General features: G+C 68.5%; 11 protein-coding genes. 10 read left to right on the top strand and 1 reads right to left on the bottom strand.

Annotation, left to right across the window (positions count from 1 at the left end):
• The first annotated feature begins 143 nt into the window (after positions 1-143).
• Entirely contained in the window at positions 144-1,232 is a 1,089-nt protein-coding gene (locus ABIE24_RS06410) for an aminotransferase class I/II-fold pyridoxal phosphate-dependent enzyme (RefSeq protein ID WP_354497890.1), read from the top strand.
• Positions 1,233-1,243: 11 nt separating this feature from the next.
• On the top strand, positions 1,244-2,146 hold the full coding sequence (locus ABIE24_RS06415; RefSeq protein ID WP_354497892.1) for an IclR family transcriptional regulator: 903 nt from the start codon (positions 1,244-1,246) through the stop codon (positions 2,144-2,146).
• A gap of 151 nt (positions 2,147-2,297) precedes the next feature.
• Here the strand turns inward: ABIE24_RS06415 and ABIE24_RS06420 are convergent, their stop codons facing one another.
• Complete coding sequence (locus tag ABIE24_RS06420; RefSeq protein WP_354497894.1) at positions 2,298-3,638, bottom strand: hypothetical protein; 1,341 nt, start codon at positions 3,636-3,638, stop codon at positions 2,298-2,300.
• A 236-nt stretch (positions 3,639-3,874) separates the two neighbouring features.
• Here ABIE24_RS06420 and ABIE24_RS06425 point away from each other — a divergent pair, with 236 nt between their 5' ends.
• The 8 genes from ABIE24_RS06425 to ABIE24_RS06460 all read left to right on the top strand — a co-directional run bounded on the left by ABIE24_RS06425 (position 3,875) and on the right by ABIE24_RS06460 (position 12,505).
• On the top strand, positions 3,875-4,849 hold the full coding sequence (locus ABIE24_RS06425) for a zinc-dependent alcohol dehydrogenase (protein ID WP_354497896.1): 975 nt from the start codon (positions 3,875-3,877) through the stop codon (positions 4,847-4,849).
• Entirely contained in the window at positions 4,846-5,571 is a 726-nt protein-coding gene (locus tag ABIE24_RS06430; RefSeq protein ID WP_354497897.1) for an SDR family NAD(P)-dependent oxidoreductase, read from the top strand. The genes ABIE24_RS06425 and ABIE24_RS06430 overlap by 4 nt, the downstream gene beginning before the upstream one ends.
• 37 nt (positions 5,572-5,608) lie before the next feature.
• Positions 5,609-6,964: a histidinol dehydrogenase gene (gene hisD, locus ABIE24_RS06435; RefSeq protein ID WP_354497899.1), complete on the top strand. Its 1,356-nt coding sequence runs from the start codon at positions 5,609-5,611 to the stop codon at positions 6,962-6,964.
• The gene (locus ABIE24_RS06440; RefSeq protein ID WP_354497901.1) at positions 6,961-8,190 is read left to right on the top strand and encodes an alpha-hydroxy acid oxidase; all 1,230 of its coding nucleotides are present in this window, start codon (positions 6,961-6,963) and stop codon (positions 8,188-8,190) included. The genes hisD and ABIE24_RS06440 overlap by 4 nt, the downstream gene beginning before the upstream one ends.
• Positions 8,191-8,616: 426 nt before the next feature.
• The gene (locus tag ABIE24_RS06445) at positions 8,617-9,624 is read left to right on the top strand and encodes an ABC transporter substrate-binding protein (protein ID WP_354497903.1); all 1,008 of its coding nucleotides are present in this window, start codon (positions 8,617-8,619) and stop codon (positions 9,622-9,624) included.
• A gap of 14 nt (positions 9,625-9,638) precedes the next feature.
• On the top strand, positions 9,639-10,505 hold the full coding sequence (locus ABIE24_RS06450; RefSeq protein WP_354497905.1) for an ABC transporter permease: 867 nt from the start codon (positions 9,639-9,641) through the stop codon (positions 10,503-10,505).
• Positions 10,502-11,278: an ABC transporter ATP-binding protein gene (locus ABIE24_RS06455; protein WP_354497907.1), complete on the top strand. Its 777-nt coding sequence runs from the start codon at positions 10,502-10,504 to the stop codon at positions 11,276-11,278. The genes ABIE24_RS06450 and ABIE24_RS06455 overlap by 4 nt, the downstream gene beginning before the upstream one ends.
• 189 nt (positions 11,279-11,467) lie before the next feature.
• A complete protein-coding gene (locus ABIE24_RS06460; protein ID WP_354497909.1) occupies positions 11,468-12,505 on the top strand; it encodes a glutathione S-transferase family protein in 1,038 nt (345 codons plus the stop codon).
• Positions 12,506-12,804: the final 299 nt, after the last annotated feature.

Here is a 12,804-nt window from a genome sequence, read left to right on the forward strand (position 1 = left end):
ATTGACCGATCTGCTGTCCGAGATACGAGACAGTGCGCCGACTGCCATGGCGGCGCCTCGGGTCTCGCGCCGGAATCTGAGATGCGGGACAGCGGCGGCCGCCGTCGACCCTGTGGCCGCGCGAAGTCGGTTTCAGTAAGAGGGTGAACTCCATTACCGACCCGCACACGCTCCCGCGCCCCCGTGCCGGCATCGCCCGCATCCCGGTGTACTCCGCCGCCCTGCCCGGCGCGACTCCCGTGCTGTTCCGCGCCTCGTCCAACGAGGCCGCGACGGCGCCGTCAGCCGCCGTGGTTGCTGCCGTCACCACGGCCACTCAGGCGGGGAACCGCTATCCGGCACTGCACGGTGCCGACCTGATCGCCTCGCTGGCGGCATCCGTCGGCCAGCCGGTCGGTCGGATCGCCGTCGGTGACGGGTCACTCTCGCTGCTCAACTACTTGCTGCTGGCCTTTCTCGAGCCCGGCCACCGGGTGGTGTACGCCTGGCGCAGTTATGAGGCGTACCCGATCTGTGTGCTGACCTGCGGGGGCGAGCCTGCCGCGGTGCCGCTCGCCGCTGACTTCGGGCACGACCTCGATGCGATGGCGGCCGCCATCGACGACACCACCGATGTCGTCATCCTGTGCAACCCCAACAACCCGACGGGCATGGCGTTCGGCGCCGACGCCCTGGCCGACTTCCTGGCCAGGGTGCCCTCCCACGTGCTCGTCGTGCTCGACGAGGCCTATCGTGACTTCACCGGCCCCGACCTGGCTTTCGAGGCGACGGGGTTTCTGGAGCAGCACCCGAACCTCGTTCTCCTGCGCACGTTCTCGAAGGCCTACGCCCTGGCCGGTCTGCGGGTGGGTTACCTGGTCGCGTCGGATGCCATCGTCGCGGCGGTCTCGGCGGTCCTGCCGCCGTTCCCCGTGGCGGCAGCCGGGGTGGCGGCGGCGGTCACGTCGCTCGGCGAACCCGAGGTGCGCGACGACCTCGTGCACGCGGTTCTGGCCGGGCGTGAGGCGATGACCGAGGTGCTGGTCTCGGCCGGTTTGCCGGTGGTGCCGGGGAACGGCAACTTCCTCTGGATTCCGCTGGGCCCGGCGTCGGCCGAGCTTGCGGGGCGTCTGCGCGAAGCCGGCATCACCGTGCGGCTGTTCGCCGGCGAAGGGGTCCGGATCACGGTCGGCGAGCCCGGGCTGGCCGAGGCGGTCGGGCGAGCATTGGCGATCGCCGAAACCGGCGCTTAGACTGTGAATTCATGACCGCCTCGCCGCCCGACGCGACCCAGGACGCCCCGCAGGGCCACCAGGATCCGGCTCCAGAAATCCTCGACGATTCCCTCGTCGTCACGCCGAGCCCGCCGCAGGCGCGGTCGGTGGGGATGCCGCCGCTCGGCCCGCGGATGCCGGCGCTCCGCAACGGCATCGCGACCCTGCGTCACCTCGCCGGCACGCCCGGTTCGGTGTCAGCGGGCGCGATCGCCCGGCAGCTGAACGTGCCACGAAGCTCGATGTACCAACTGCTGCAGGTGCTCGTCGACGAGGGTCTCGTCGTGCACATCCCCGAGGAGCAGGGCTACAAGCTGGCGATCGGCGTCTTCGAGCTGGGGTCGGCGTACCTCCGGCACCAGCCTCTCGAGCATCTCGCCCGCCCGCTGCTGATGAAGCTCGCCGCGCAGATCGATCAGACCACCCACCTCGGTGTGCTGCACGGGCATGAAACCCTGTACCTGCTCAAGGAGCAGCCCCCGAAGCCGACTCCCTTGGTGACGGCGGTGGGAGTGCGCCTGCCGGCGCCGCTCACGGCATCCGGCCGGGCGCTGCTCGCTTATCTGCCTCCGACCCAGCTGGCGGCGATCTTCTCGACCAAGGATCGATTCATCGACCGCACGGGCCGTGGTCCGCGGTCGTTGCGCGAGCTCAAGGTCGTGCTGGCCGAGGACCGCGACCGTGGCTGGTCGTACGAGCGGGGTTCGGTCACCGAGAACGTGTCGTGCATCGCCGCCGCCGCTCGCGACCACAACGGGATGCCCGTCGTCAGCATCGGGGTGTCGTTCGTCACTGACCGGGTCGACGACGCCACCCGCGATTCGTATGCCCGGCTGATCGTGAACACCGCCGACGCTCTCGGCCGTCGCTTCAGCGGACGCCGCCGCCAGTAGCGTTCCGCCGGCGTCACCCTGGTTCACAACTCCTGCAGTTCGTGCCCGCGGCGGCCCTGAGTGGGTCGTGGGGGCCTGCGCGGCCGCGGGTGGGCGGAGTTATGCACGTTCGCGGGTGGGCGGAGATGCGCGCGGCCGCGGATGGGCGAAGTTATGCGCCGTGGGGCGTGATGGCGGCGAAGAAGTCCGCGAAGCGGTCTGAGCCGACGGTGGGCGCCGAGCCGGCCGAGACCGCCTGGCTCAACGCGATCACCGACGAGGTGGGGGTGTGGCCGCTGGCCGCCCCAGCCCGGAGGTTCATCACCAGGGTCGGGCAGAGCATCAGGGCAAGCCTGACCACACGCTCCCAGTCGGCAGGCAACCAGCTGCGTCCGGCGAGCTCGCGCAGGAGCGGCCGCCACAGGTTCTCCTCCTTGGAGGCCAGGAAGCGCTCACGCAACGGGCTGAGCGCCCAGTCGTGCTCGACCTGCAGCCGGTCGCCGTCGCGGCGCACCGAAACGGTGTACCGCTCGGTGGCAGCGCCGGGCTCGTACAGCCAGAGTGGGTGCGCGAACACGTTGTGGAAGGTCGCCTTGACGTCGGCGAGCAGGGTGGGCACATGCCGGCCGGCGAAGGCGGGGTCGAAGGCGACCAGTTCCACGTCGTCGCCGTCGCGCGTGAACCAGATGTTGGCGTTGTGGTCATCGCCGTGCGCGATCACCGCTCCAGAGTCGGTGAGCCGCTCCGGGGCGAGTCGGTCGCCGGCCTCGTCGAACAGCGAACCGAGGGTACGGCCGTATTCGACGCCGTTGATGGTCCACTGCAGGTCGGCGAGTTCATGCCAGGGGATGCTCAATTCGCCGAGCTGGAAGTCCTGCCCCTCGTAGAAGCTCTTCACCCGGCCGCCCCGTCCGGCGGGCTGGCCGGGCGACGTCAGGCGGTGGTGGAACAGCTGGTGGAGTGGCTCCGCGGCGATCTCGGTGACGGATGCCTCGTGGAGCGTCGCCAGCAGGCACTCGGTGTTTCGCCGGTCGCGCTGCTCCTGGGCGCGCACGATCTCGTCGGCGGTTGCCGGTCGCGCGGGAGCGGACGCGCCCCCGGGGGTGCCTGGGGCAGCAAGCCCAAGCTCGTGTGCCCGTGCGACATCGGCGAGCCGGGCATCCTCCCGCAGCCGGTAGAGCAGGATCTGCCGGCCCGGTTCACCGTTGGCGAAGACCGGCACGTCGACGAGGTAGCCGTTCTCCCGCAGCATCTCGGCGTTGTAGTACTCCGTGATCGTCGTGTCCTCGCCTTCTTCGCTGTGGAACTTGAAGAAGTACCGGTCACCCTGTTCCAGCACGGCCAGCCCGTTCAGCGAGTTGAGGCTGTACTGGTCGGCATTGATACTCGCTGAGCGAACGGGAGAGCCGGTCACCTCGGAGATCAGCCGGGAAACCAGGTGCTGAGCGGTCTCGGGGTCTCCGTCGAGGATGCTCTGACGGGCCATGGTGGCGAGAGGTGGCAGCTGGCTCACGGGTGGATCTCCTTCTGGCGGCAAACATATGCGTCCTCCGAGCCTGACATCCCGGAGGTAACCTCGACTCACGGATCTGCCGCAGTCCAGTGCATTATGAAATGACGGACGCTCACCAGCGTGCGTTCCGTAGTCCCGCCCGGTTCTGAGATCTGGGACACAAGCATCCCGATCGTTCCTGCGACGGCCGCTCGGCGGCCTCTAATGGAAGGAACGACCGTGTGGAAGGAGACCATATGACGACCGCCCTACTACTCGACCGTGACCTGACGGTTCGAGTCGGCACCGTCGATCTGCCTGCCCGAGCGCCAGGAGATGTGCGCATCCGTCCTGAGTGGGCGGGCCTCTGCGGCTCCGACCTGCACGTCTTCGGGACCGGCGCCTGGGTCGACTACTGGCCGGCGGTGCTCGGCCACGAGGTCGTGGGTGTCGTCAGCGCCTCGGACGACCCGGGCGTTCCCGTCGGCAGCCGCGTGGTGGCCGATTCGCGTTACGGCTGCGGCGACTGTTCCGACTGCACCCGTTCCCCACGGTTCTGCGCCAACCTGACCTGGCTCGGTGAATCCCGGCCCGGCGGCTACGCCACCGAAATGGATGTTCCGTCCGGCAGGGTCTACCCGGTGCCCGCAGGCCTCGAACTGGACGTCGCGGTCCTCGCCGAGCCGCTGGCCGTCGTGCTCCGCGCCCTCGACGGCGTCGCTGTCGAACCCGACCGCGTGCTCGTGCTGGGCTGCGGACCCATCGGCGCGCTCATCCTCACGGAGCTGAGTCGCCGCTTCCCGTCTGCCGCTGTTTCGGTGAGCGAGCCGCAACCGGCTCGCGCCCAGGCCGCCAGCCAGCTCGGTGCCACCGTCGTGACGACGCCGGATCCGGATGCCTACGACGTCGTGATCGACGCCGCCGGATTCCCCGGCGCCCTCGGTGTCGCATTCTCGGCAGTACGCCGTGGCGGAACGGTGCTCGTCGTTGCGATCGGCGCCCACCCCATTCCTTTCACCGCCCAGGAGCTTGTGGAGAAGGGCATCACCCTGATGGGCGGAATCGGGTTCGACGACGAGGACCTTCCGCGAGCACTCGCCGCCCTGGCCGAAGCGCCGGAACGCTACGCCGGTCTCGTCACCCACCGCGTCGACCTCACCGCCTTCCCTGACTTCCTCGGCTCGCTGCCCGGCCTCAACACCGGCAAGGTGCTCGTGCGGTGCCAGGCATGACCGCGCGCCGCTACCTGATCACCGGGGGCACCAGCGGGATCGGCCGTGCCGTCGCCCGTCACCTCACGGCATCCGGCCACCGCGTCTGGATCACCGGCACCCGCACCGAAACCGTCGACGCCGCACTGGCGGAGGGGGCAGGGGTGGGCGGAAGCGCGTGCGACATCGCCGATCCCGCAGCCGTGGCCGCGGCGTTCGCGGATGCCGTCACGGCGCTCGGCGGCATCGACGGCGTGTTCGTCAACGCCGGCATCGACGGCCAGGGAGTGGAGGCCGAGAAGCTCGACCCCGAGCTGATGCGGCGCCTGTTCGACGTGAATGTGGTGGGTGTGCTGAACTGCGCCCAGCAGGCGCACACGCACCTGGACCGCCCCGGAGTGATCGTGGTGAACGCCTCGGTCAACGCCCTTCGCCCTGAGCTGCACTTCGCCGACTACAACGCGAGCAAGGCGGCCGCCCTGTCGGTGGCCCGTTCCCTTGCGTTGGAGTGGAGCGCCGGCGGGATCGCCGTCATCGCCGTCTGCCCCGGCTATTTTCCGTCCAGGATGACGAACCCGTTCCTGTCCGACCCCGAGGTGGCGCCCGGCCTGCTCGCACAGATCCCGGCCGGCCGGTTCGGCCACGACCAGGACATCGGCGCGCTGCTCGAATTCCTCCTCGGCCCCGATTCCCACTACCTCACCGGCGCCGCCATCCCCATCGACGGCGGCCGCAATGTCTGACCTCAACCCGACCACCCAGCGACACCCCAGGAGAACCATGACCAACGCAGTGAAGCCCATCCTCGAACGTGGCGCCTGGCACGAACTCGACCACGACCAGCGTGCCGACCTGACCACGCGCGGAATTGAGAAGATCTTCGATCCCGAGCTGCGGGCATCCGTGCTCGACATCATCGAGGACGTGCGCCAGAACGGCGACGCCGCGCTGGTGCGGGCCCTCGCGACCTTCGACAAGGTTGAGATCGCGCCCGAGAACATCAAGGTAAGCGCCGAGGAGTTCGCCGCCGCGCGGGCATCGCTCGACCCGAAGCTTCTCGCCGCCATCCGCGACAGCATCGCGCACGTCCGCCGTTTCAACGAACAGCTGATGCTGCACGGCAACTGGCGTTTCGAGACCGCCCCGGGTGTCATGGTGGGCGAGAAGGCCACCCCGATCGAGAGCGCGGGCCTGTTCGTGCCGAGCGGCAAGGGTTCGTATCCTTCCGTTCTGATCCAGCTCGCCACCCCGGCCGTCGTTGCCGGCGTGAAGAACATCGTCGTGGTCGTTCCGCCGGTGCCGGGCACCAACGGAACCGTCGACCCGGCGGTACTCGTCGTCGCTGACGAACTGGGCCTCACCGACGTGTTCCGGGTGAACGGCCCCGCCGGCATCGCGGCCATGGCCTTCGGCACCGAATCGGTGCCGAAGGTGCGCAAGATCGCCGGCCCGGGCAGCCCGCCCGTCGCCTGCGCGCAGATCGAGGTACAGCGCTACGGCACGGTCGGCGTCATGCTGCTCGGCCCGAGCGAGAGCCTGATCCTCGCCGACGACTCCGCGAGCGTCACGCTGCTCGCCGCCGACCTGCTCAACGAGGCCGAGCACGGCCCCGACTCGTCGAGCGTGCTCGTCACCGACTCACAGGACCTTCTCGACGCCCTGCAGGTGGAGGTCGCCCGCCAGGTGGAGCTGCTGCCGGAGCCCCGGCGCACCTACGCCCTGTCGTCGCTCGGAGTCAACGGCGGCGCTGTGCTGGCCCGAGACCTGGCCGAGGCCGCGGAGGTCGCCAACGCCTACGCCCCTGAGCACATGCAGCTCGTGGTGCGGAACGAGGAGGCGATCCTCGACCTGATCGTCGACGCGGGCGAGGTGCTGCTCGGCCAGGACACCACGGTCTCGATGGCGAACTTCGTGCTCGGCTGCCCGGCCTCCCTGCCGACCAGCGGTTACGCCAAGGTGAGCAGCGGCATCACCGCCGACGCCTTCCGCAAGCGCACCGCGATTGCGAAGGCCGACCGGGCCGGTCTCATCGCGATGAGCGAGACGGTGCTGGCTTTCACCGCGCACGAGGGATTCCCGGCACACGGCAACGCCGTGCAGATCCGCCTCGACGAATCGGCCGCGATCCAGTCATGAAGCTCACCGAGATGCTCGACCTCGTCGGCGTGCGCCGGCGGTCGACTGCCGATGGGCCGCGCGCCCTGAGGCAGGTCTTCACGACCGCGGACCTGGGCCGGAAGGCCCGTCGCGCGCTTCCGAAACCGGTGGTCGATTATCTCGACGGCGGGTCGGATGCCGAAACGAGCCTGGCCGCGAACGAGGCCGCCTTCCGCGACGTCCGTTTCCGGCCTGCCGCGCTCAGGGACGTCACGACGGTCGATACGGCGACGACGTTCCTCGGCTCCGACTACGCCCTCCCGCTCGGGCTCGCCCCGACCGGGTACACCCGGATGATCTCCCCGCTCGGCGAGACGGCGGTGTTGAACGCCGCCACCCGCGCCCGGGTGCCGTATGTGCTGTCCACCATGGCCACGACCACCATCGAGGAGTTGGCCCGAACCTCGCCGCGGGCCGAAGACCTGTGGTTCCAGCTCTACGTGCTCAAGGACCGCGGCATGACCCACGACATGGTCCGCCGAGCCGCGGATGCCGGCTCGCCGGTGCTCGAGATCGCGGTGGACACGGCGGTGTCGGGCAATCGGCTGCGTGACCGCAGGAACGGGCTGACCATTCCACCGCGGATGACCCTGTCCACCCTGTTCGACATCGGGCTCAAGCCCGGCTACTGGGCGCGGATGTCCACCCAGCCGGCCCTGGACTTCTCCAACATCCGGGCGAGTGACACGACCGGCCGGTTCAGCGGCGGGTCGATCGCCGACATCTCGGCGCAGTTCGATCCGGCGGTGACCTGGGACGATGTCGCACGCATCCGCGAGCTGTGGCCGAACAAGCTGGTCCTCAAAGGCACCCTGGGCGCCGTCGACGCGGCCACGGCGGTGTCGCTCGGGGTCGACGGCATCCACCTCTCTAACCACGGCGGCCGTCAGCTCGACCAGGCGGTGCCGCCGGTGCACCTCATCCGGGGAGTGCGAGAAGCGGTCGGGCAGGACGTCGCGGTACTCGTCGACTCCGGTGTCCGCACCGGTACCGACATTGCGATCTGCCTCGCCCTGGGAGCGGATGCCGCGTTCATCGGCCGCCCGTACCTCTGGGCCCTCTCGGCGGCGGGTGAAGCCGGCGTCGACAAGGTCATCGGCATCCTCGGTGACGAACTGCGTCGCACCATGGCTCTGCTGGGCGTGACCTCCATCGCCGAGCTCCGCGACCAGGGAGCCCAATTGCTGGAGCCCGGTCGCAGCTGACATCAGTCGATGGACGGACCGTGAACCGCCATCGCTTGGCCCGTGGGCTGAGCGATGGCGGTTCTCGCGTGGGCCGCCGAGCTGTCCGAAATCTCAGAATGTGGCGTTCCCGCCAAATGTGAGAAAGTTTTCGTTTCACGAAACATGGCCGTAACGGGCACTCCCCGAGGCGACGTACTCACGCTGATTCACGCGAAGAGGAACTCGCCCTATGTTTCGGGCTGATTAACGCCGTCCTGCGGGGCGGGAGTTCAGGCATCCTGGACCGAGTCCCACCCGCGTTCGTGGTTAAAACCGACCCCATTTCGTCACTTACGCTGACACCAGCAGTGCTGCGAAAGATCCGGCCACTTGCCTCGCGCGACCCCCTGCGTCGTTCGAATTGTCGTCTCATCCCCCACCCCCGCCAGCAATTGGAGTCGTTCCATGTTCCGTACGAGAAGCCTCGCCCTCACCGCAACCGCCGTCGCCGGCATCGTCGCCCTGTCCGCCTGTTCCTCCGGAACCTCCTCCACCGCATCGGACGAGGAGCTCACCCCGTTCACCCTCGGCACGAACTCCTGGGTCGGATACGGCCCCTGGTACGTCGCACAGGAGCAGGGCTACCTCGAGGACGAGGGAATCGACCTCGAGATCTTCAACTACGACGAAGCCGACTATGTGGCCCTCGCCACGACCGGCCAGGTCGACGGCATCAACCACTCCATCAACGACTGGCTCGTGAACTACAACCAGCACGAGTTCGAGCTGGTGCTGCTCGAAGACGTGAGCCTGACCGCCGACGCGATGATCGGTGGTGCCGGCGTCGACTCGGTCGCCGACCTCGTCGGCAAGGAGGTTGCGTTCGGTGAAGGCGGCGTCAGCGCCCTCGTCTACTACGACGCCCTGGCCAAGAACGACATCGACCCGGCTGACATCACCACCGTCAACCTCGAGCCGGCCGACGCGGGCAACGCCCTGATCGCCGGCCAGGTCGACAGCGCGGTGACCTACGAGCCGTACGTCACCACCGCCCTCACCGCCAACCCGGACTCCAAGGTCATCTACTCCGCCGGCGAGACTCCCGGCCTGATCAGCGACGGCCTGTTCGTGTCCCCGGAATACGCGGAGGAGCACCCCGAGGTCATCGAGGGCCTGGCCGCGGCCTGGGACAAGGCGGTCGCCTTCACCCTCGACAACCCGGAAGAGGCGCAGACCATCATCGGCGAGGCGACCGGCGTGCCGGCCGACCAGCGCGAGACGATGTTCGAGGGGCTCGAGTTCTACACCCTGGCCGACAGCGCTGACATGCTGGCCGACGGCGGTGCCTTCGGCGCCGACATCATGCCGTCCATCCAGGCCGCCATGCTCGCCGCCGGCATCCTCGACGCCGAGGTCGAACTCGGCGACGACGCCATCGACACGTCCTACCTCACCACGGTCCTCGACCGCTGATTTAGGGAAACACCGTGAGCAACACACTGACCCACACACGGCCGGCCGGCGTCGAGTCCCCGGGGCGCGCGAAGCCCCGCCGGCGTAAGCCCGCGTTCCTCCGGCTCGACGGCACCATCAGCCGGGCACAGGCACTCGTGCTCTCCCTCGCCGGCTTCGGCCTGATCCTGCTGGTGTGGACCCTCGTGTCGGCATCCGGCATCCTGAACGACGCACTCTTGCCCAACCCGGTCAACGTCGTCGGCCGCATCGGCGAGCAGGTGGCCAGCGGCGAGATCTGGGGTGACATCGGCATCTCGTTCCTGCGGATCATCGCGGCCTTCCTGCTCGCCGCAGTCGTCGCCATCCCGCTGGGCATCCTGATGGCCCGGATCCGTTTCTTCGAGGCGCTGCTGGTGCCCCTGTCGGAATTCATCCGCTACATGCCCGTCGTCGCCTTCGTGCCGCTGTCGATCGTCTGGTTCGGCGCGGAGGAGTCGCAGAAGCTCTTCATCATCTGGATGGGTACCTTTTTCGCGCTCGTCCTGATGGTCGTCGACGACGTTCGCCGGGTTCCGCGTGAACTGGTCGAGATCGGCCGCACCTTCGGTATGAGCGATTCGCGAGTGCTCGCTCGCATCGTCTGGCGCGGCGCCCTGCCGGGGATCTGGGACTCGCTCCGGCTGGCTATGGGCTGGTGCTGGACCTGGCTGCTCGTCAGCGAGGTCGTCGCGGCCAGCTCGGGACTCGGCTACCGCATCAACCTGGCCAAGCGTTACCTCGACACCGAGCTGATCATCGGCTACATCATCGTGCTCGGGCTGCTCGGCCTCATCATCGATCAGCTGTTGCGTCTCAGCGGAAACCGGCTGTTCAAGTACCTCGGAAAGGGCCGCTCATGAGCCTGCAATTCTCCAACCTCGGCGTTCGCTTCGGCACCGAGAAGAACCCGTTCTGGGCCGTGCGCGGCGCTGACCTGACTATCGCCGACAACGAGTTCGTGTCTGTCGTCGGGACCAGCGGCTGCGGCAAGAGCACACTGCTCTCCGTCGGAGCGGGCCTGCAGGACAAGACGGAGGGCGTGGCCCTCATCGACGGCGTGCCGATCGACGGCCCGGGTCGCGACCGGGGCGTGGTCTTCCAGAGCTACACGCTGCTGCCGTGGCTGACCGCTGCCGAGAACATCGAGTTCGCGCTGCGCGAGGTGGGCGTCGCCCGCAGGGAACGCAAGGACCGCGCGGCGGAGATGCTCGCCGCGGTGGGGCTGACCGGGTTCGCGGACCGTTACCCGGCGGAGCTGTCCGGCGGTATGCGCCAGCGGGTGGCCATCGCGCGGGTGCTGTCGTACCGGCCGACGACGCTGCTGATGGATGAACCGTTCGGTGCGCTCGACGCTCTCACGCGCCAGCTCATGCAGGAGCTGCTGGTGACAATCTGGGAGCAGACGCCGATGACGGTTTTGTTCATCACGCACGACATCCACGAGGCGGTCTTTCTGTCTGACCGGGTCGTCGTGATGACGAACAAGCCGGGGCGTGTGAAAGCCGACATCCCGATCGCACTGCCGCGCCCGCGGACGCACGAAATGGTGCGGAGCAACGAATTCGTGGCCCTGCAGGAAGAAGTGCTCGGTCACATCCGGGACGAGACCCTCCTGGTGGAGCACCTCGTCTGACGCTACTTGCATGCGGGTGCGCATAACTCCTCCGGAAGTCGGCGCCGGCCTCGGTGCATGCCGAGGCCGGCGCGGCCCAGTGCCGCTGCCGAGGGTGTACAGGCGGAGTTATGCGCACGTGCGGGCCGCGATCAGGCCAGCGTGCACCACTGTTACGACCTGCTCAGGTCGGCTCCCTAGGCTGGACGCATGACCACAGAATCGATCGCAGGGCAGACCGCTCCAGGCAGCTACGTCGAACCGGGCGAGGAGTACACCCGCGACACGAACTACATCGAGGACCGCATCACCCGCGACGGCCGCGACGGCTGGCCCGTCGAGTCTGGGCGGTACCGCCTCGTCGCAGCCCGCGCCTGCCCCTGGGCGAACCGCACGGCGATCGTCCGCCGCCTGCTCGGACTCGAGGACGTCCTCTCGCTCGGCATGCCGGGACCCACGCACGATGCCCGTAGCTGGACCTTCGACCTCGACCCGGACGGACTCGATCCTGTGCTCGGGATCCACTGGCTGCAGGATGCCTACTTCCGCCGGTTCGCTGACTATCCGCGCGGCATCACGGTGCCCGCGATCGTGGAGGTGGCATCCGGCAAGGTGGTCACGAACAACTTCCCGCAGATCACCCTCGACTTCGAGACCGAATGGACCGAGCACCACCGTGAGGGCGCGCCCGACCTCTACCCGGTCGCGCTGCGGGCCGAGATCGACGAAGTCAACGACCTCGTGTTCCGCGACGTGAACAACGGCGTCTACCGGGCCGGGTTCGCCGGATCGCAGGAGTCGTACGAGAAGGCGTACACCCGGTTGTTCGACCGGCTCGATTGGCTTGAAGAACGGCTCACCACCCAGCGGTACCTCGTCGGAGACACGATCACCGAGGCCGACATCCGCCTGTTCACGACGCTTGCCCGGTTCGACGCCGTCTACCACGGGCACTTCAAGTGCAACCGCAACAAGCTCAGCGAGATGCCGGTGCTCTGGGCCTACGCCCGCGACCTGTTCCAGACCCCGGGCTTCGGCGACACCACCGACTTCGTGCAGATCAAGCAGCACTACTACATCGTGCACTCGGACATCAACCCGACCGGGATCGTGCCCGCGGGCCCGGATGCCTCCGGCTGGCTCACCGCGCACGGTCGCGAATCGCTCGGCGGCCGTCCGTTCGGCGACGGCACCCCGCCCGGCCCGCCGCTCGAGGGCGAGCGGGTCCCGGAGGGGCACGGCGCGTAGGCGCCGCTCGCTGTTGTCCGCCGTGTAGTCACCCGGTTCGGACGGGGTCATCCGGTGCGCCGGGTGTTTTCGACCGGAACGGATGACCCGGCGGGTGTGTCGGGACCGGATGCTCCGCGGAGCCGGTGGGTGGCAGCATCCGTTGGCTGTGCGGGGGTCGGGGCGCACGGAGGGCGGCAATTACGTGCCCGTTGTCGGCGAGTGTTGCTGCCGTCGGCCGCCAAGTCACCCGGTTCGGACCAGGTCATCCGGTGCGCCGGGTGTTTTCGACCGGAACGGATGACCCGGCGCGGCACGTG

The sequence above is a fragment of the Mycetocola sp. 2940 genome (genome assembly GCF_040548835.1).
Classification (GTDB): Bacteria; Actinomycetota; Actinomycetes; order Actinomycetales; family Microbacteriaceae; genus Mycetocola_A.